General features: G+C 63.2%; 15 protein-coding genes. 1 reads left to right on the top strand and 14 read right to left on the bottom strand.

Going from position 1 to position 19,700, the window contains the following annotated elements; genetic code table 11:
- Nucleotides 1–55: 55 nt before the first annotated feature.
- Together QZL87_RS06250 and QZL87_RS06245 are read right to left on the bottom strand one after the other, a co-directional pair.
- On the bottom strand, nt 56–802 hold the full coding sequence (locus tag QZL87_RS06250) for an HAD-IIB family hydrolase (protein WP_295325433.1): 747 nt from the start codon (nt 800–802) through the stop codon (nt 56–58).
- Nucleotides 799–1,410 carry a hypothetical protein gene (locus QZL87_RS06245; protein ID WP_295325430.1) on the bottom strand — a complete coding sequence of 204 codons (612 nt, stop codon included), beginning with the start codon at nt 1,408–1,410 and terminating at the stop codon, nt 799–801. Before QZL87_RS06245 ends, QZL87_RS06250 begins: the two co-directional genes overlap by 4 nt.
- A 352-nt stretch (nt 1,411–1,762) precedes the next feature.
- Here QZL87_RS06245 and QZL87_RS06240 point away from each other — a divergent pair, with 352 nt between their 5' ends.
- Nucleotides 1,763–2,554 carry an isocitrate lyase/PEP mutase family protein gene (locus QZL87_RS06240; protein ID WP_295325426.1) on the top strand — a complete coding sequence of 264 codons (792 nt, stop codon included), beginning with the start codon at nt 1,763–1,765 and terminating at the stop codon, nt 2,552–2,554.
- On the opposite strand, the gene QZL87_RS06235 is transcribed toward QZL87_RS06240, so the two are convergent.
- The 12 genes from QZL87_RS06235 to QZL87_RS06180 all read right to left on the bottom strand — a co-directional run bounded on the left by QZL87_RS06235 (nt 2,551) and on the right by QZL87_RS06180 (nt 19,496).
- Complete coding sequence (locus tag QZL87_RS06235) at nt 2,551–3,462, bottom strand: hypothetical protein (RefSeq protein WP_295325421.1); 912 nt, start codon at nt 3,460–3,462, stop codon at nt 2,551–2,553. The two genes, QZL87_RS06240 and QZL87_RS06235, sit on opposite strands and share 4 nt — an antisense overlap.
- 8 nt (nt 3,463–3,470) lie before the next feature.
- Complete coding sequence (locus QZL87_RS06230) at nt 3,471–4,637, bottom strand: FAD-binding oxidoreductase (protein ID WP_295325418.1); 1,167 nt, start codon at nt 4,635–4,637, stop codon at nt 3,471–3,473.
- A complete protein-coding gene (locus QZL87_RS06225; protein WP_295325414.1) occupies nt 4,634–6,142 on the bottom strand; it encodes an aldehyde dehydrogenase family protein in 1,509 nt (502 codons plus the stop codon). The genes QZL87_RS06230 and QZL87_RS06225 overlap by 4 nt, the downstream gene beginning before the upstream one ends.
- Complete coding sequence (locus QZL87_RS06220) at nt 6,139–8,361, bottom strand: S9 family peptidase (protein ID WP_295325411.1); 2,223 nt, start codon at nt 8,359–8,361, stop codon at nt 6,139–6,141. The genes QZL87_RS06225 and QZL87_RS06220 overlap by 4 nt, the downstream gene beginning before the upstream one ends.
- A 116-nt stretch (nt 8,362–8,477) precedes the next feature.
- Nucleotides 8,478–9,707: an FAD-dependent oxidoreductase gene (locus QZL87_RS06215; RefSeq protein ID WP_295325407.1), complete on the bottom strand. Its 1,230-nt coding sequence runs from the start codon at nt 9,705–9,707 to the stop codon at nt 8,478–8,480.
- A gap of 29 nt (nt 9,708–9,736) precedes the next feature.
- Nucleotides 9,737–10,723 carry a membrane dipeptidase gene (locus QZL87_RS06210; RefSeq protein ID WP_295325404.1) on the bottom strand — a complete coding sequence of 329 codons (987 nt, stop codon included), beginning with the start codon at nt 10,721–10,723 and terminating at the stop codon, nt 9,737–9,739.
- Complete coding sequence (locus QZL87_RS06205) at nt 10,723–11,958, bottom strand: MFS transporter (RefSeq protein WP_295325401.1); 1,236 nt, start codon at nt 11,956–11,958, stop codon at nt 10,723–10,725. The genes QZL87_RS06210 and QZL87_RS06205 overlap by 1 nt, the downstream gene beginning before the upstream one ends.
- A gap of 44 nt (nt 11,959–12,002) precedes the next feature.
- A complete protein-coding gene (locus QZL87_RS06200) occupies nt 12,003–13,727 on the bottom strand; it encodes a CocE/NonD family hydrolase (RefSeq protein WP_295325397.1) in 1,725 nt (574 codons plus the stop codon).
- A complete protein-coding gene (locus QZL87_RS06195) occupies nt 13,724–15,673 on the bottom strand; it encodes an alpha/beta fold hydrolase (protein WP_295325393.1) in 1,950 nt (649 codons plus the stop codon). The genes QZL87_RS06200 and QZL87_RS06195 overlap by 4 nt, the downstream gene beginning before the upstream one ends.
- A 4-nt stretch (nt 15,674–15,677) precedes the next feature.
- Nucleotides 15,678–17,219 (bottom strand): serine hydrolase, encoded by a 1,542-nt coding sequence (locus tag QZL87_RS06190; protein ID WP_295325390.1) that lies wholly within the window; start codon nt 17,217–17,219, stop codon nt 15,678–15,680.
- A 1-nt stretch (nt 17,220) separates the two neighbouring features.
- Nucleotides 17,221–18,507: a peptide MFS transporter gene (locus QZL87_RS06185; protein WP_295325386.1), complete on the bottom strand. Its 1,287-nt coding sequence runs from the start codon at nt 18,505–18,507 to the stop codon at nt 17,221–17,223.
- A complete protein-coding gene (locus QZL87_RS06180; protein WP_295325383.1) occupies nt 18,504–19,496 on the bottom strand; it encodes a dipeptide epimerase in 993 nt (330 codons plus the stop codon). Before QZL87_RS06180 ends, QZL87_RS06185 begins: the two co-directional genes overlap by 4 nt.
- Nucleotides 19,497–19,700: the final 204 nt, after the last annotated feature.

Raw genomic sequence — 19,700 nt, 5'->3', positions numbered from 1 at the left:
GAGAAGCTTCGCAGGCCAATTCCGGTCATGCTCGCCAGGCGGCAACGCTCCGCTCTCATTTCAGGCAGGCGACAATGATTCCGATGATTCCAAGCGTTTCTTCGGGATTGTGTACGGAGATTGTATTGAGGCCCAGCGCCTTCGCCGGATAATCATTGCCGCCCGGAAAGATCGCATCGCCTATAAAGAGCATCGCACCCAGTTCGACACCGCTGGCGCCGCTTAGCTTCGTCAGGCCATAGGCCTTGTCGACGCCCTCACGCGTGATGTCGATCGACGTCGCCCCGCCCATGTTGATCGACAGACCGGGCAGACGTTGGCGAAGCTCGGCCTGAATCACCTTGCGTTTGGCGAAGTCGGGATCCCATTTTTCCTTGGCATCGATCGGCGCTTCCTGACCCAAGGCCGAAAAGGTGATCTGACTTCCGCGATCCTCGATCCGTTCGCCCCAGACCGTTTCGGGAACGAACCCGGTCGCCAGCAGCGCCGCATCGAAGGCTTCGAATATGCGTCGCTTCTCCGCATCGGCAAAGATTTCGGCATAGCGCGCCTGCCACGCGCCCGAGCCGAACGTATAGAGCTTGGTGCCGGTTGTCGGCATGAGCCAGAGCCGGGCAAGGTCCGCGCGCTCTGGAAGGCGCGTCGCCACCTGTTTTTCGAACTGCGGCCAGTCGCCACCGGATATCACCGCGACATCTGCCACGCCGAGGAGATCGGCAAGCGCCTCACCCATCGCGGGTTCCATCGGCTGCTTGCTTTCGGCAAGCGTTCCATCAAGATCGAAGGCAATCAGCCGTTTCATGCAGGCGTCGCTCCGCGCCCGTCGCTCGCCGCGTCCCGCTGCCGCCGAGCGGCGGCTTTGGCATCGGCAAGGTTCGAATAGCGATAGTCGCCCACCGCGAATTGTTCGACATAGGTCCGGATGATGCCATCCTCCTCGTCGCCCGGTGGACGCAGGCCTCCGCCCTCGCCTTCCCACGCCGAGCGTGACGCAGCTTCATCGATCGCGGCGGCGAGAGGGCCGTCCTCCACGCCCAGCGAGCGATAAAAGTCGCGCCCGACGGCCAGAAGGGTGGCGCGAATATCGACGACCGGATCGTCAACTCCATCGCTTCCGGCGGTGAGATGTTCGTGCGTCGCCTTTTCGAAGGCCTTCGCCATGAGCAATTCGGCGATCAGTACATCACCGACCAGATCGTCCGACGCTTCAACAGCACCGGCAGGTGATACGGCGAGATCGGCGATAGCCTCGGCGTCGCCGCTCAAGCCGCGTAGCTCGCGATATTCGTTGATCCGTTTGGCATAATAGCGCGGCAGGTCAAAGTTTGGCATCGCCTGCCCATCGCGTCGCGCCTGGCTCACGGCCATCAAGGCCATCTGATGGTGGTGGAGAAGTTGGTTGAGGTCCATGATTTTGCTCCTTCAGCGGGAGCGCAATGGTCTCTCAGTCGCCAGCACGCGGTGGAAGCGGGCGATATTATAGAAGTGGGGTCACAGGCTTCCGATTGCAATGAGCAGACATTTATAATTGCAGGCGACCGACGAGAGCCTAATCATATGTCTCGACTTCCTTCGGAATAGGCCTAGCGTTCGACCGGCAGCGACTTTCCACGCGACCCGGAAAGTCGATGGGGCTTAGCGTCGATGATGGGCGGCAACGCCGCGTAAATATGGACCTCGTGCTCGAATACTGCAGGTCCGAGCCAGACAACGCCCGGATAAATGCCTCATTCGAGCTATTTCCGACGGAGGAGGTAGTTCGATGACCCATTCACCGTACGGCATGACGCTCGTTCCAGGCGTTCACGACGCCTTGTCGGCTCAACTCGCGGTCAGTGCCGGACTGCATACGCTCTTCCTGTCCGGCGCTGCGCTTCACGCGACGCTTCTCGGCCGTACGGATATCGGCCTGCTGACACTGACCGAGTTGGTCGATGCGACGTGCAGGATCAAGGAGCGGACTGCATGTTCGCTGATCGTCGACGCCGACACGGGATTCGGCGGCACGCACAATCTGGCACGCGCAACGCGCATGCTGGAACGCGCCGGTGCCGATATCATCCAAATCGAGGATCAACTTGCGATCAAGCCGCGGGCACAGCTTCTGGAGCGACCCGTCGCTCCTCCGGAAGACATGGAAAATCGCATCAAGGCGGCCCTCGACGCTCGTGTGTCAACCGATTTTCAGATCAGCGCCCGAACCGACGCCCTGCCGTCGCTTGGCCTGAATGCAGCGATCGACCGCGCATGTCGCTATGCCGAGGCGGGCGCCGATCTTCTCTTCGTCCAATCGATCCGGACCGAGCAGGACCTCGCCGCAGTGAGCGCCGCCCTGTCGCCCCTTCGCCCGTTGGTCGTCCATTTGCCCGATCCGAGACGCGGCCTCGGTGAAGGGACCACCCATCTCGGCCGTGCGGGCTTTCGCTATGGCTTGATCCCTCATATTCTGTTCGAAGCGGGTGCTGGTGCGATCATGTCGGCGCTTCGCGATATTCCTGGAACAGCCGCCGTGCCCGATCTCGGCACGAGCCTGAGCGGCGGGATGCCGCCCTAGTTTCGATATGGCGGAAGGCAGCGCCAAAGATATTCCGCGGTGATCAGGTCGTTCTCCGCGCTGCCCACCGATTTGAATAGAGTGCGAGGTGCATTGGCGCGAAGACCAACCTCCATCGACAAAAGCGACTTCAGCGTGATCGGTTCGTCCTCACGCAGATATCCATCGCGGATCGCGGCCAGCAGTTCACCGGCGCTGGTCACCGCGGCGGAAGTGTCGACGACAACCAAGGCATCACGGAAAGCCAGGCTGTCGGTCTCGCGCATCTGCGGTGTATAGCCGCCGATCAGCCCGAGATGGGCATCCTTCTTCAGCCATGATCCCAGCACCAATGGTGCGGTGCTCGACGTCGCGCAGCATATGATATCCGCTCGCCGGACAGCGGCCTCGAGATCGGGCAGCGCCGCAACGCCTCGCGGCGATGCCCGCGCGACGAGTTCGCCGGCTCCCGGTCGTCGGCCCCAGATCGCTATCTCACTTCGGGGGTAACTCGCGGCGAAGGCCGAAACGAGATAGGGCGAAAGCGCGCCGGTGCCGACAATGAGAATATGTTCCGGGGTCCCTCGATAGAGATGCAAGGCCGCGACAGCTGCGACGGCGGCGGTTCGCCACAGCGTGAGCTCAGTCCCGTCGATCGTCGCCAGCAACTCGCCGGTTTGCGCGGAAAATAGCTGATAGGCGGCTTGGACAGTCGGAATCGCAGTTCCGGAATTTCCGGGAAAGACCGTGACGATCTTCATTCCCAGAAACGAAGGAGAAGCCGCCGGCATGGCGAGGAGATCACCGTGCGCAACTTCATAGTGCAAACGGTCAGGAGCCGCGAATCGGGACCGATCTGCGGTCGCCAGCACATCAATCAGCGCGGCCATGTCCAGCAATTCCCGTACCGCGGCGGCATCGATCCACATAGAAGCACCTAAATGATATGGGCCTCGGGCGAAGCGAAGATTTGCTGAAGACGGTCGAGACTGAGGGGATACAGGTCGATCGATCGATATTGGCCATCGATCATCAACTCCGCAAGGCCGCGCCCCGCCGCCAATGCGTGCTGCAGCCCGTGACCGCTGAACCCATTGATCAGCCAAAAATTCTGGACACCGGACGGGCCCACCACGGCGTTGCTGTCGAAGATGTTCATCTCATAGTGGCCGGCCCAGGCGCCGAGCAATTTCAACCGCTCGAACGCGGGCGCTCTCGCCGCCAACCGGGGCCACAGCCACTCGTCGAAGACTGGATAATCGGGTTCGAAATCGTCGGCCGAACAAAAGTCTGCCGGCGCCGGCGCACCGATCAGAAAGGTTCGACCTTCGGGGCGGAAATAGAAGCCCTCGGGGTCGATGACCAGTGGCCAGTCGGAATCGGCATCGGGCGCATCGACGACGAACACCGAACGCTTCTGGCCGCGCACGGGCAAGATGCAGCCGGCCATATCCGCAATTTCCGCCGCCCACGGCCCCGCTGCGTTGACGACATGCGAACAGGCGATGGCGCCGCCTTTCCCGAGCTCGACGGACCAGTTCGCTCCGTCCCGCCGTAGAGCAACGACATTGTCGTCAACCAGCTCGGCTCCCTTGCCGCGCGCTGCAGCGCGAAGGCTGCGCAGCAGGCTATAGCCATCGAACCACCCCTCGCCTTCGCGGCCATGCGATGCGATTGCAAGGTCCTCGGTGTGAAGCCATGGATAGCGCCCCGCCAACGCCGGCCCCTTAGTGAGTTCGGGGTCGAAGCCGCAACCGCGTTGCACCTGATATGCATGCTCGATTCCGGCCTTTTCATCGCCGCGCCCGAGAAAGAGATAACCGCGTTCGACGAACTGGAAATCGGGCGCTTGACCTTCGATCATGAGCGGCGACGGATCACGCAATATTTCCAGCGTGTAGCGGGACATTTCGATGTTCACCGGGGTCGTGAATTGTTGCCGGATCGAACTCAAGGATAGCGCAGATGAGGCAAAGCGATAGCTCGAATCCCGCTCGACAATGATAATGGATGCCGAGCCTCGCGACTGGATGGCCAGATGCCAGGCGAGCGAACATCCCATCACGCCGCCGCCGACGATAACGATGTCTGCCGCGCGGATCACAAATCGAAGGTCACGCCTTGCGCCAGAGGGAGCGCGTGAGAATAATTTATGGTCGCCGTCTGCCGGCGCATATATCCGCGCCAGGCGTCCGATCCTGACTCGCGACCGCCTCCGGTGGCCTTCTCGCCCCCGAAGGCGCCACCGATCTCCGCCCCGGACGTACCGATATTGACATTGGCGATCCCGCAGTCCGATCCGATGGCGCTCAGAAAATATTCCGCGTCGCGAACGTCGGTCGAAAAGATCGACGACGACAGCCCATGTGCGGAATCATTCTGAATGGCGATCGCCTCGGAAAGTTCGGAGTAACGAACGGCATAGAGAATGGGTGCGAACGTTTCCCTGGTCATGGGTCCGCTCGCGGCAGGCATCTCGACCAGAGCCGGACGGACGTAGAAGGCCGCCTCATGCCCAAGATGAATTCGTTCACCGCCATGGATGTGGCCGCGGGCGGCCGCCACATCGGTGAGAGCGGCTCGCATTCGCTCATAGGCATCTCGATCGACCAACGGACCGACGAGCGTCGACGGTTCGAGCGGATTACCGATGGGCAGACGTGCATAGAGGTCAACGAGCCGCCCGATCACCTCGTCGTATATCGACTCGTGAACGATCAGGCGTCGGAGGGTCGTGCATCGCTGGCCGGCGGTGCCCACGGCGGCGAACAGAATGGCCCGAACGGCCAAATCCAAATCGGCACTGGGCGCTACGATCGCCGCATTATTCCCGCCGAGTTCGAGCAGCGAGCGTCCGAACCGCGCCGACACGGCAGCACCGACCTTACGCCCCATTTCGCTCGATCCCGTCGCGGACACGAGCGCGATCCGGGGATCGTCGACAAGGCGCGCACCGATCGGAGCATCGCCATTCACAAGAGCTGCGAGGCCCTTGGGTGCGGCTTCGAACTCGCCTATCGCGCGTTCCATCAGGGACTGGACGGCGAAGGCGGACATCATGGCCTTCTCGGACGGTTTCCAGATTATGGAATTGCCGCAGACGATCGCGAGACAGGCGTTCCAGGCCCAGACCGCGACCGGAAAATTGAATGCCGAGATGATCAGGACCGTTCCAAGAGGCTGCCAGGTTTCGCGCATGCTGTGGCCCGGGCGCTCGGATGCTATGGTCAGCCCGTGAAGCTGGCGCGACTGGCCGACGGCGAAATCGGCCATGTCGATCATTTCCTGAACCTCGCCCAGCCCTTCAGACAGAATCTTTCCGGTTTCGATCGAAACAAGGCGACCGAGAGCTTCTTTATGCTCGCGCAGCATGAGGCCGAAGCGGCGGACCAGTTCTCCGCGAACGGGAGCCGGCGCGCACCGCCATTCCCTATGCGCCGCCGTTGCCAACCGGACGATCGTCTCGATATCTCGGGTTGAGGTCTGCTCGAAACGATGGAGCGCGCTTCCGTCGATCGGGCTGCGCGCCTCAAAGCCCCCCTTTGACGGCGGCAAATCGATCCCCATCGCCTCGAATGCGGCGCGAGCGGCTTCGATGGGAGTGCTCATTTCGCGTCCTTCAGCGTGCGATCGAAGAAATCGAGATAGCTGCGCCACAGATGCCGCTGCGCCGCGCCGCGAAGCAGATGGGCGCCGCCGGGATAATAAAGCTGATCGAATACCGTCCCCTGCTTTTGCAGCGCAGCGGACACCCGAATGGCGTTGTCGAACACGACATTGTCGTCGGCCATGCCCTGGATGAGCAGCAGCCGGCCCTTCAAGCCACCGATCCGCTTTACGATGTCCACCGCGTCATAGGCTTCGGGATGCTCCATCGGCGTGCCCAGAAACCGTTCGGTATAGTGCGTGTCGTAAAGCCGCCAGTCGCTCGGCGATGCGCCGGCAGCGCCCGCGGCGAAGGGATGGCCAGGCTCGGTCATGAGCATCAGAGTCATGAAGCCGCCGAAACTCCAGCCCATCACGCCGATCCGCGAAGGATCAACGTTGGGCATGGTGGCAAGGAAGGCGGCGCCGGCCAGTTGATCCCGCGTTTCCTCGATGCCGAGCTTCCCCGCGATGGCCGTCTTGAAGGCGACCGACCGATTGCTCGAACCTCGATTGTCGAGCCGGAAGAGAATGTAGCCCCGATCGAGAAGCAGCCGATCGGTGACGTCTCCCCACTGCCGGCGGACAGTCTGGACCATGGGACCGCCGTAGGTCGATATAATCGCCGGATAGCGCCGCGCGGGATCGAATGCCGTCGGCATCTGGAGTGAGTAATAGAGTGTCTGACCGTCGGCCGCCTGCAACGTCCCGTAGATGGGCTTCGGCAGGCCGGCGACGAAAGGCCAATAGGGATGGGTTTCATCAAGCGTGTTCGGTTCGATCCAGCGCAGCAATCTGCCGCTTGTCGAATAGAGTCCGGTGCGCGGCGGGGTTCGGGGATCCGAATAGGTTCCCACAAAGGTCTGCGGCGCTCTCGCGAAGGTGAACCGCCACCACCCGGGCCCTTTGGTCAGCCGCTTGGGCTCCGCCGGCCTGGTGTAAGAAACCGAATAGAGCTGCCGCTCGATCGGCGTTTCGCGCGAGGCCGAGAAGAAGACGATCTGCTTCGCCTCGTCGACCCCCTCGATCGCCGATACCGGCCAATCGCCCGACGTCACCTGGGCAAGTTCCTTCCCGTCCGCACCGAAACGATAGATATGCCGGTTCCCGTCACGCTCGAGGGTCCAGAGAAACCCGCCGGAGGCCAGCGGCCTGAAATCATCCGACAATTCGATCCAATGGTCGGATTTTTCGGCCAGCAACAGACGTGCGGCGCCCGATGCCGGATTCACTGCAAATAATTCGAGACGTCGCTGGTCGCGCGACTGTCGCTGGACGAACAGGGTCTTGCCATCGCGCGCCCAGTCGACGCGGGCCAAATAATAATCGGTCCCGATATCGATGTTCGCCTCGACCGGCTTCGCGCTCGCTACATCGATGATCGCAAGCCGGACCGACGCGTTCGGGCGGCCGGCGCGGGGATAGCGTTGCTCGACGACCGCGCTTCCCGCGGCGCCCGTCACGATTCGCGGAACGAGATCGACGCCGCTTTCATCGACGCGCTGTGCTGCGATATAACGGTCATCGGGCGACCACCAATATCCCGAGGAACGCCGCATTTCTTCCTGCGCGACAAATTCGGCGAGGCCCCAGGAGACGGCCCCGCCGCCATCGGTGGTCAACGGCCGCGTCGCCGAAGACCCGATATCGGTCACATAGAGATTGCGTCCACGAACAAAGGACAGCCGGGTTCCGCCCGGAGAGAAGCGGACGTCGACATGATCACCGCCATTGTCCGGCACGCGCGCAAGCTTGCGGGTAGCGACATCGACGATCCAGATGTCCTCGCCCGACGGTATCAAGAGCCGCCGGCTGTCGTCATCCCACATATATTCCGTCACGCCGGTCGTCGTGATCCGCATGCGTTCGCGGCGCTCGAACGCGTCTCCGGACAAGGAACGCTCCGATCGTTCGAGACTTTGGCCCGCGACGAGGAGAAAGGGTTTTCCGCCGCGAGCCTCAGCGACCCATAAATCGCTTACACCCTCGTGGGCGGGGTCTGCCTTGAGATAGGCGACAAGCTCGCCGTCGGGCGAAGGCTTCACCCCGCGGGCGCGCGGTCCATCGAGACTGACGGAACCGATCGCCTGCTCGACCGCGAGTTCGGCTCCACGCGCCGGAAACCCGCAAGCCACCGCCGCGCCTGCAGCGATCCATGTGGCCCAGTGCAATATGCTCGTCATTTTCAAGCTGGCTCGCTTTCCGTTGGGGAACGACTATGGGCACATTAGCCGTGACCGCGACCGGATTCAGGAGGAAGCGCGCATGGTGGCGCATGATTTGCGCGCCCGGCCGACGATCACCGCCGAATTCGCGCGAAGCGATCGAGCGAGAGATGCGGGAGCATAGCCGAGGCTTGCCGCTTGCATATCATGTTCGCAATCATCTCCGCCGTAATGGCGGACAAGGTCAGCCCGAGATGCTGATGACCGAACGCATAGTGGATGGACGTGCCTGCGATCGCGCCGATCGCGGGAAGCGAATCCGGAAACGTCGAACGCGATCCCATCCAGCGGGTGGCGCCGGCCGGCTCGAGATCGGGCAGATAGGCTTTCGCACCTTGGAGCAGCTTATCTGCCCGGCGCCAATCGGGCTCGTCATTCTCGGCCGCGAATTCGGCCGTGCCCGCGAGGCGAACGCCATGCGCAAGCGGGGTGGCGACGAAACTGTCGCTCATGAACATGACCGGCCGCCCCAGCGCAGGACCCTTTTCGGTAAGCTGCATATGATAGCCGCGCTCCGCAGCGAGCGGGATCGCTTTCGCGAACGGACGCAGCAGCGACGGTGAGCCGGTTCCCGCCGCGACCACGACATGCCGCGTCTCGATTTCGGTACCATCGATCAGGACCCGAACGCCGCTATCGGTCACATCGAGGCCGTCCACACGGGCTTGCCGGAACGTGCCACCATATTTGCCGAATGCATTGGCATAGGCGACGACAATGTCCAGCGGATCGGAAACATGGGCAACCCCGGGGTGAAAAAGGCCACCAGCAAGGCCGGCTTTCAACGCGGGCTCCAGATCGCAAAGTTCCGAGGAATCCAGCGTTTCAACCGCGATTCCATACTGCTCGCACGATATCTTGCGCGCGCGCAGCAATGAACGCCCCTTTTCATCTCTGATCGCGTCGATCATCCCGGAACGGCGGATCAGTCCGTGGTGCGCTGCTTCGGGCAGCAGGCGCATATGCGCGTCGAGCGATTGTTCGCACAGTGCCGCAAGAACCATTGTTGCGCTTTCACGGCGCGCACGCCTTGCAGAGAGCGCCGCCCGCCCGAACCATGGCAGAAGCCGCGGCAAAGCACGTGGCGAAATGCGGAGCGGTCCCAGTGGATCGAGCAGAAGCGCGGGAACGCGCAGCATCGTGCGGAAGCTGACGAGCGGCTCGATTTCGGAGGTGGCGATGATACCGGCATTGCCGCGCGAGCAAGCCAGGCCGGGAGGGCCGCGATCCACAAGCAAGACCTGCATGCCGGTCCGCGCGAGCGCAAGCGCGATCGCGGTCCCCACGATTCCGGCGCCGATCACGATCGCATCCGCGCCCTGTTGTGACGTCCTCACGTCCAGCGATCGCTTGCCAGTTTCAGGAGATTGCCTCCGAGTATCTTCTCGATACGGCGCGCGGGGTGTCCCAGCGCGACGAGGCTATCGACGACGAGCGGCAGTTCCTCGGGGGCCGTCAGGCGCATGCCGGCCGAATATCCATAGCTCGCCGGAAAAGTTCCGGCCATCTCGGCAACATAGTCGTCGAGTTCACTGAGATCGAAGACATAGTCGATTCCGAGTGCGACATGGTCCTCGCCCGCCACCGCGATGGCATGGTCGATATGGCGCGCGATCAGGGGCGCGGTTTCCCGGTCGGTGCCAAGGAAAAGCCCGACCCCGTTGATGCCGATGACGCCGCCCTTGTCGGCGCAGCGCCGCATGAGATCGTCGGGAATATTGCGCGGGTGATCCCAAAGCGCGCGCGCGTTGGAATGGGAGAAGATGACCGGTTCGGGCGAATAGTCGATCACCTCGGCAGCGGTCCGATAGCCGGTGTGCGAACAACAGGGCAGCATGCCCACCCTGTTCATCTCATCGATTGCCCGGCGCCCGAAATCGGTCAGCCCCTCGTCGGCGTCATCCTGACATCCGCTCCCCGCTTCGTTGCGATGATTATAAGCGATCAGCATCCAGCGGACGCCAAGATCATAATAAAGCCGGACGAGATCGACCTGCCCGCCGAGCGCGCGCATGCCTTCGACATCGAAGTAGATCGCGAGTTGACCAGCCGCCTGCGCCTCCCGGATATCGCGCACCGATCCGACCAGCCGGTATCGCGACGGATGCGCCGCGATCCAGCCGCGCAACATCCCCAGCATCCGTATATGATCTTCAATCCCCTGCTCTCCGAACCCCACATTGAGACTCACCACGTCGACCCCGACGGCGCGGTAGCGGTCGAGCGCCGGCAGGAACTCGACATCGTTCGGGCGTAGCGGCGGACAGGCATGATTGTCCCACACGAGGGCGGACTGAAGCAGTTCCTGCGAAGACATCATCAGGGTTCTCTCTCCTCGGGCATTTGGGACCTCGACACCAGGAACAGGATCGCCCCGACGAGCGCAGCCGGAACGGTCACGATTGCGATCGACCAGCCGACGGCCGAGGAATCCGCAAAAATCGTTTCGGTGACCTCCGCGATGAGCGTTGGCCCGAGGCCGAGGCCGATGAGGATCGCGAAAAACGACACCAACGACATGGCCGTGCCGCGGCAATCCGCCGGCAGCACCCGTTGCAGGACGGCAATTCCACCGATGGCGGCGACGGCCGACGCCATCGTCCAGCCAAGAATACCGGCGACGACCAGCAGTTGCGAAGGCGTGGCCATGGCGGCCGCAGCGACAGCGGCAAGGCCTGCCAGGATCGCGATGATCGCGATATGGCGCCGCATACCGTTCTTCAGGCCGAGCCAGTCGAGGAACAGCCCGCCGCCGAGCGACCCGATGACCCCGGCGAGCGTGACGCCGAGACCGAAGATGAGCGCGATATCGGCGGCCTCGAACCTGAAGTTGCGGGTGAGCAGGCTCGGCGACCAGGTCAACAAGCCGAAGTCGCCGATCGAAAGCAAGGCGAGACCGAGATAGATGGGGAGAACGACGCCGATATGCCGGCGAAAGGTCGCCAGCACCTGTGATAGAGGCACGCCCACTTCCGTCTCTTCCCGCAGGGGCTCGCGCAAGGTGAGAAACAGGAAGGGAAGGATCAGGCCAAAGCCGCCGCAAGCGAGCAACACCATACGCCAAGGCACGAAGGGCAGGCCGGCCGCGTGTCCTTCAAAGATCGCCAGAAGCGCGCCGCTGATCGCCACCGCGCCGGGACCGCCGACGATCGTTCCCATGACGAAGGCACCGATAGCGGTCGCGAGGCGCTGTGGCGGCACCGACGCGGCCAGCAGCGACACGGCGGCGGGCGCGAGGGTCGCCTCGCCGACGCCAACCACCATCCGGGCTGCGAACATCTCGTTGAAATTCCCCGCCAGGCCGCAACCGACGGTACCGAGGCACCAGATTAGCGACCCGGCGACAAGCAACGGGATGCGGCGGCGGAGGCGATCGGCGATACGACCAAAGAGCAAACCGGCAACGATATAAACGAGAGCGAAGGCGGCACCCTGAAGCAGAGCCAACTGCGAATCCGACAAGGCCAGGTCATGTTTGATCGGGTCGATCAGACTGCCGAGGATCAGGCGGTCCATGTAGGAAATGAAGCCCGCGAACGTGAATACGCCCGTCATCCACAAAGCATGTACCGTCCAGCGTCCGGAGGGCGAGTTCTCCGTCACCGCGCTGCCCGTGCTGGAACGATCGGGAGGAGAATATAGGAGGCACGCCGCGCATCGTGGAAAACGGTTTGATCCGCGACGATGCCGCGCGCCTCGCGGGCGATTGCCCCTCCCGTGTTCAGATTGCGGTCGAATTTCGGATAGGCGCTCGACGCGATCTGGACCCGTAACCTCTCGCCCCGCTTCACGGCAATGCAGGTTGCCCAGAGGTCGATGTCATAAGGCACGACTGCCCCGGGCTTCACGAACTCGGGCCGTTCGAGCGAGTGATGATATCGCGCCCGGACGATGCCGTCGTTCAGGCGCTGCACATAACCGTCGGTTCGAACGAGCTGAAGCTGCGCGGTCCAATCCGTGTCGCGGGCACTGGTCGAGGCGAACAGGCGGACCTTGACGGGCCCGCAGACCTCGACGGGTGCGGTCAGCACCGGGGTCGTATAAACCAGCAGATCGCCGCGCTTCTGAACCTCCGCATAATCGTCGGGTCCGCCGACCTGCGTCGCATCGGGCGCGGTGATCAGCGGAACGGGATTCGCCGGATCGTATCGGAAGCGATCGGGCGGATCGCCTGCCGGCGGTTTGAGACTGAGAAGGCCGTCGCCGGCGCTGCCATTTGCCCTGCCACCGCTGCGCAGAAAATATTTCGTGTAGACCGTCCGCGCGATCGGCCATTCCCACTCGTCACGCCAGACGTTGGAACCCATTACGAACAGCCGGACCGGCGGCTCGCGCTCGATACCGTTGTCGATCCCCTTCAGCCACCGGTCGAACCATCGCTTCTGCAAATTTTCATAATCGATCACCGCGTCCGGCCCAAAATCGATTTCGCCCAGCTTGCGCCCGGCGTTGACCTTGTGCCCCCAGGGGCCGATCACCAGCTTCTGAAAACCGAAGGATGAATTCCGGCGGGAAAGAGCGGTAAAATTCTCCAGTGTCCCGACCAGCACGTCGTCGTACCAGCCGCTGACGTGCATTGCGGGCGCCCGCGCATTCAGCAGCGCCGACTGATATCCGCGGGCACGCCAGTAACCGTCGTAGGACGGGTGTTCCAGCCATTCGCGCCACAGCGGAAGGTTTCGCCCGATGGCGCGATCAAAATCGGCAAGCGGCAGGTGATGATAGGCGGCCGCAAGATCGACATTTTCGAAGGTCTGCCGCTGGCGACCATCGACCAGCGCCGCCCAATGCGCCGCCGCGACCATCGGGACGCCGAATTGCAGCGGAAAATTGCGATGCGGGTCAGGTGCCGTCACGGCGGGGATCATGGCCGCCAGATGCGGATTGTTCAGCGACGCCGGATAGAGCTGTGTCCATCCCAGATAGGAGCCGCCCGCCGTGCCGACCTTGCCCGTCGACCAGGGTCGGCCCCCGGCCCAGCTCTGGGTATCGAAACCGTCATCGGCCTCGTGAACGAAGGGCTGGAAGTTCCCGTCCGAATCGCCGCGACCGCGAACATCCTGAACGACGAAGGCATAGCCCCGTTCGGCCCACCATTTGCCCATCGCGGCATAGCGCTCGGTGTTTCGACCATAAGGTGTGCGTATCAGAACGACCGGCACGCGGTCCGCCGTGTTGGGACGAACGACATTCGCCGACAACAGGGTTCCGTCACGCATCGGCACCGATACATTATATTCCCGGATCAAGCCCGGTTCGCCGCCCGCCCCTGTCAACGCGAAGGCCGAGAGAGTGGCGATAGCGAGGCGGCGCGCGATGGTCATTCCGCGACTCCCGCGGTCGGCGTTTCGCCGAAAAGTCGCGACAGAAACTGGAGCTGCACGCGTGCCTGCCCCGCCTGGTTGTCGCGCTTCTGGAAACCATGCCCCTCGTCGCCTGCGACAAGGAGCCAGGCCTCTCCTCCTCCCGCTCTCACCTTGTCGACGATCGCCCGCGATTCGCTGACCGGCACCCGAATATCGTTGGCGCCCGCAACCACGAGCAGCGGTTTGCGCATCCTGTCGGCGTGATGAATCGGGCTGATCCGGTCGAAGAAGCCACGAATTTCGGGATCGCGCTCGTCGCCATATTCCGCGCGCCGCCTGTCGCGCCGGTAGCCTTCCGTGTTTTCCAGGAAGGTCACGAAGTTCGAGATGCCGACGACATCGATCGCACCGGCAAGGCGATCGGAATAATGCGCTAGCGATGCCAGCGACATGAAGCCGCCATAGGATTCGCCGTAAACGACGACGCGTGCGGGATCGAGATCGGGCTGGCGATCGATCCAGTCGAGAAGTGCGCCGATATCCTTTACCGCATCGAGACGCTTCAGACCGTCGTCGAGGGCGAGATAATCGCGCCCATAGCCTGTGGAGCCGCGAACGTTCGGCGCGACGACAACCGCGCCCAGCAAGCGGGTCCACAGCTGATATTGCGCGTTGAACCAGCTGCGCTCCTGCGCTTCCGGCCCGCCGTGAATCGAAATGATCACCGGTCGGCGGGCGACCCTTCGACCTTTCGGTCGGTACACCAGCGCCGGAATCATCCGCTCGTCGAATGTTGAAAACCGGATCAACTCGGGGACTGCGAAGTCATCCTCCGCAAGACCGCCGAGTTCGGACCGGGTCCACCGCACGAGGCCGCGCTTCGCGTCCCAGCTCCACACGTCGCCGCCGGTGGCGGTGGACAGGCCGATGCCGAGCCGCGATCCGTCGTCGGTGAAGGACAATTTGAACACCATGCCGTCGGGAACCGGAATTGGGCGGGGTGCTTCGGGGCGTTCGAGGTCCAGGATCGCGACCCGCGAAAAACCGTCGATATTCATGGAAAGCGCGATGCGGTTCTCGTCCGGCGCGACGTCGAAAAGCTCGACATCCCAGTCTCCCTCGCCAAAGGGATAGGCGTATTTGCCGGTGGCGACGTCGAAAATCGCCAGCGAGCGAATTCCCTTCTTTCCGACGAGCGTAAGCGCGATCCGCGATCCGTCGCCGAGAAACCGGCCGTTGCGAAAGGCGGCATCGGCAAGTTCGGGCAGGATACGGACAGCGCGGCCCGACCGACTATCGAGAATAAGATATTGGTTGCGCGCAATCGATTCGCGCTGTTCGATCAATATCGTACGGCCGTCCTTACTGACATCGATAGGTGCCACCGTGCCCGTGCCGTCGTAGATGACATGGCGCGACGCGACAGCGTCGGCGTCCATCAACATGATATGCGCATTGGCCTTACCCGGCGTAAGGCGCGACCATGCCAGCCAGCGCCCGTCAGGCGAGAAGACGAAATGCTCGTTTCGCGTGCCGGGCTCGCTGACCTGGACAGCGTCGGCGTCGCCGCGTCCGAGATAGCCTTGGTATGATTCGTCCCCGCCCCTGTCGCGCACGAACAGAAAGCTTTCGGTGCCGGGTCGGGGCAGCGCGCTTCCCACCGGCTCCGCTGCAAAAGTGAGCTGGGTCCGCGCCATGCCCGGCGCTGCAACCTGATGGATCTGGTCGACGCGACCGAAACGCGTCTGGATCAGCATCGAGCCATCGGCGAGCCAGCCCTGAAAAAAGGCCGTACGCATCGCGTCGAAGCGATGAATCTCGGCTTCCCCCGCCAACGGCTCGGTGGTCGGAATCCCGTCGAAGGTCAGTTCGCCTTCCTGCCGGACCGGTGCGGTGGCGGCCTCGCGCGCCGCGACCGAAATGCAAGGCACGAGAAGCAACGTCGCGAGGAGAGACAAGCGCATATGATTACTCCCGGGTCAGATCGAGATGTTTGAAGTCGAAGCTGAAATCGGCGGCCGGCGATACCGGCGCCGCGCTGGCACCCGCAACCTTGCGCCCCGCGATCCGGAAGGTCAGATAGGCATCCTCCATGCCCGGCTCGGTGAAGCGGGTACGGAAAATATCGCCCCCGGCATGTTCGAGGCGGCCCGACAAAAAAGGCGACCGGTCGAACCGGATCCGCAGTTCGCGATCGTCGCCGCTGACCTCGACGATGCCGAAGGCCTTGTCGCGATACCGTCCGATATAGGCTGATAGCGGCAAGCTGGGCCCGCCCCGCGGCAATCGCGCCTGGGCCTGTTTCATTTCGGCAAGGGCGTCATGCCACATGCCCGCATCCTCCCTCTGCTGCAGTCCGACCCAGTCGGGCGACGTCCGGTCGAGATAATGATCGAGGAGGAGCAATTCGGCCGCCCGCAGAAACCCCGACTCTTCCGAATTCGTCAGGATGATGAAACCGATGTTCTTTTGCGGGACGAGGGTGAGGAGCGCGACGGCGCCAAGAGTTCCGCCCCCGTGATACAAGAGCTTGGTGCCATGATAGTCGCGCACAAACCAGCCGAGGCCGTAGCCGCTGAAATGCGGATCGGCCGCACGGAACTCGCCCTCGCTCGGTCGGATACGCAGCGGCGTCTGCAGCGCGTGCATTTCCCGCGCCGCATCTGCGCTGAAGAGCTGTTCGCCATTGGGAAGCCGTCCGTCCGCGAGTTGAACCGACATCCACCGGGCCATGTCGGCACCGCTGGCATAGAGCGCACCGGCGGCACCGTCGCCATCGAGCCTGTAGCTGCGCGGAAGCGGAACGACGGGTCCGGTCCCCCGCATCTCCTCGGTGATCCGGGCATGCGGCCAGGCGGTGCTGCTGCGTCCGAGCGCATCACGCATGCCGAGGGGCGCGAGAAAGCGCGTGCGCACATAGTCGGACCAGGGCATGCCGCTGCGCCGCGCGATAATCTCTCCGACAGCGCCGTAAAGCAGGTTGCTGTACCCATAGCGCGCCCGAAATCCCCGTGTCAGCGGAAGGTAGCGAAGCGCGGCCAATTTATCGTTCATCGGAATATTGGTCTGCGGCCATGACAGCAGATCGCCCGCGCCCGACGCGAGGCCGCTGCGATGGGACAACATGTCGCGGATCGTGAGTTCGCGCGTGACATAGTCGTCATTCATGTGAAGCTCGGGCAGATACTCGATCGCCTTGTCGTCCCACGAGAGCCGCTTTTCATCGACCAGCTGCGCGATCGCGGCGGCCGCAAAGGATTTGGTGATCGAGCCGATCGCAAAGCGCGTGTGCATCGAAACCGCGTCGGGCTCGCCCAGGCGCACTACACCCACCGCCCGTTCATAAACGATATGATCGCCCTCGACGACGACTATGACGGCTCCCGGAACCCCGAAGCTCGTCGCCGCGCGGTCGATGACCGCGTCCAGCGGCTCCGGTACGCGCGCGGACGCGGTGGCTGGAAGCCCGGCGATCAAAAGCAGGAAGAGAATCCTCAAAAGTTGCGGCATGTCAGCTCCCCCGTTTCTCTTCCACGCGCGCGATCCATCCCGACAGGGCCAAGCACAGCAGGGCGGCAGCGCCCGAAACCGACGCGACGAGCATAAAGAAATGGTCCGGCGAAAGACTCGACCAGAACGCGCCGATGATGCCCGATAAAAAGCTGCCGGCGCTGATCGCGGCGAACCAGATCGCCATCACCGACGCCGCGATGCGACGGGGCGCCAGGCGGCCGAAAAGTCCGAGCCCGACCGGAAGGATATGGAGCTCTCCGGCGGTGATCAGGAAAAAGAAAAGGACGATCCACGGCCAGGCGACGGCCGATTGATTGGCCTCGGCTGCAAAGGATATCGCCGCTGCGAGCACATAGGCCAAAGCTACCAGCCCTGCCCCCGCCGCCATGCGGCGCCCCGAAGAGACGACCGCCGAGCGCCGGTTCCACCATGCCAGCAACAGCGGCGTGAGGAGAACGACCAGCAGGCCGTTCAGCGACTGGAACCAGGTCATGGGAATGACGAGCTGTCCGATATCCCGGTCGGCGGCTTCGATCCAAAGCGCAACGCTATTCCCGAGTTGCTCATAAGCGCCGCGAAAGAGGATCACGACCGCCAGCACGGCAAGGAGCAAGGGCATCGTCCCCTGCCCCTCTCGGGCCTCGGGCGTATCCACCGGCGCATCACCTGTACTTTCCGGCAGGCTTTTCTCGCCCGCCAAATATATTGCCAGGCCGACAAGCATGCCGATCCCCGCCAGCCCGAATCCCCAGTGCCAACCGTAGGTTTCGCCGAGATAGCCACACGCCAAAGGCGCCAGAAAGCCACCGACGTTTCCGCCCATATAATAGATGCTGAAGGCGCTTTTCTGTCGAGGGTCTCCCGACCTGTAGAGCCCGCCGATCTGGCTGGCGATGCTCGGGACATAGAGACCATTGCCCACAGCGATGAGCGCGAGCGCGACGAAGAAGGCGGGCTCCCATGCGAGAATGAGGTGGCCGACCGCCATGGTCAGCGATCCCAGAGCGACGGCGCGGCGACGCCCGAGCCATCGATCGGCCAGCACGCCGCCGATGATCGGCGTGAAATAGGCGGCCGCGACGTAGGTCGCGTATATCATCGATGCCGACGGCTGGGAGAAGCCGAGCGTGCTGATCATGTAATAGATCAAGAGCGCCCGCATGCCGTAATAGGAAAATTGCTCCCAGACCTCCGTCGCCACCAGGACGGATAGGCCGCGCGGATGGCCGAAAAGCGGCCGGCCGTCCGCGGCCGGTGCCGCAATCGCGGGCGTCGAAGCGCTCACGCCTGACCCCATCGGCATGCGCCAGCTCGCACCATTCCCCCCGAATAATCCAACCCGCCCGCAATATCCCTGCCAATAAGCAGCGGGCCATCGAGATCGACAACGTCGCAATGTTGACCGACGATCATGCCGGGTGCCATCGCACGCGATGTGCCAAGCATGTTGCCGACCATGATCTTCATTCCCAGGCGGCGCGCCTCATCGGCCATTCGCAACGCTTCGGTCAGGCCGCCCGCCTTGTCGAGCTTGATGTTGATGACCTGATAACGGCCGGCAAGTGCCGCGATATCGGTTGCCGTCTGAACGCTCTCGTCGGCCGCGAGCGGGATAGGCCAATCCCGCCCTTCAAGACCGGCGTCCTGCCCGACCGCCAGAGGCTGCTCGAGCAGATCGACCTTTGCCTCGCCAAGTGCGGGGAAGAGCTCTTCGAGCGTCCGCAGCGTCAGGCTCTGATTGGCATCGACGCCGATCCACGCCGCGGGGCGCACTGATCGAACGGCGCGCACGCGCGCGCCGTCCAGGCCGTCGCCCGCCAGCTTCAGCTTGAGCGCCCGCGCCGACGGCACCGCGAGCGCCGCTGCGGCCATATCGTCGGGATCGGCGATCGAGAGCGTCTGAACACATGTCAGCGGGCGAAGGCTCGATAATCCAGCGGATCGCCACGCCGCGACGCCCGAGCGCTTCGATTCCAGATCCCACAATGCGCAATCGATCGCGTTGCGCACACCCGAGGCGGGGAGGCATTGCTGCAATTCGTCGCGCGTCAGGCCGTTTTCGAGCCGATCGCGCAACAGCTCGGCACGGGCGGGCATGTCGGCGACGGGTTCGTCGTGATAATAGACGCCCGCCCCCTCGCCAATTCCTTCGTGCGTGCCGTCGTTCACGCGCGCAACGAACAGATCGAGACTGGTCCAAACATGTCCCGCAAACCGGTAGGGCGTGCGGAACGGCCAGGATTCCACGCTAAACTGCCAATCATATTTTGTCATCGCCGCCCTCCTGCTCGGTCAATCGACCGGCCGGTCCGCGGGCACGCCGATGCAACAGCGAAAAAAGCAAATACAACCACTTCAGGAGCCTCCCGTCATAGGGCTAGATCAGGGTCACGCCGTTTTCAGGCGCTTTTTGCCGACAACCCGCCGAATTCCAGCGCGGCCTCTGCCCCATTTGCGCGGCAGCCCTTGCGCGGACAG

This window comes from uncultured Sphingopyxis sp. (assembly GCF_900078365.1).
In the GTDB taxonomy this organism is placed as follows: Bacteria; Pseudomonadota; Alphaproteobacteria; order Sphingomonadales; family Sphingomonadaceae; genus Sphingopyxis.
This window is presented reverse-complemented; position numbering and strand designations above follow the sequence as displayed.

Coding starts and splice junctions, on each gene's coding strand:
- QZL87_RS06220 (WP_295325411.1), bottom strand. CDS start 8,361: ATGACGAGCATATTGCACTGGGCCACATGGATCGCTGCAGGCGCGGCG.
- QZL87_RS06210 (WP_295325404.1), bottom strand. CDS start 10,723: ATGATGTCTTCGCAGGAACTGCTTCAGTCCGCCCTCGTGTGGGACAAT.
- QZL87_RS06245 (WP_295325430.1), bottom strand. CDS start 1,410: ATGGACCTCAACCAACTTCTCCACCACCATCAGATGGCCTTGATGGCC.
- QZL87_RS06200 (WP_295325397.1), bottom strand. CDS start 13,727: ATGACCATCGCGCGCCGCCTCGCTATCGCCACTCTCTCGGCCTTCGCG.
- QZL87_RS06205 (WP_295325401.1), bottom strand. CDS start 11,958: ATGACGGGCGTATTCACGTTCGCGGGCTTCATTTCCTACATGGACCGC.
- QZL87_RS06190 (WP_295325390.1), bottom strand. CDS start 17,219: ATGCCGCAACTTTTGAGGATTCTCTTCCTGCTTTTGATCGCCGGGCTT.
- QZL87_RS06235 (WP_295325421.1), bottom strand. CDS start 3,462: ATGTGGATCGATGCCGCCGCGGTACGGGAATTGCTGGACATGGCCGCG.
- QZL87_RS06180 (WP_295325383.1), bottom strand. CDS start 19,496: ATGACAAAATATGATTGGCAGTTTAGCGTGGAATCCTGGCCGTTCCGC.
- QZL87_RS06225 (WP_295325414.1), bottom strand. CDS start 6,142: ATGAGCACTCCCATCGAAGCCGCTCGCGCCGCATTCGAGGCGATGGGG.
- QZL87_RS06250 (WP_295325433.1), bottom strand. CDS start 802: ATGAAACGGCTGATTGCCTTCGATCTTGATGGAACGCTTGCCGAAAGC.
- QZL87_RS06240 (WP_295325426.1), top strand. CDS start 1,763: ATGACCCATTCACCGTACGGCATGACGCTCGTTCCAGGCGTTCACGAC.
- QZL87_RS06195 (WP_295325393.1), bottom strand. CDS start 15,673: ATGCGCTTGTCTCTCCTCGCGACGTTGCTTCTCGTGCCTTGCATTTCG.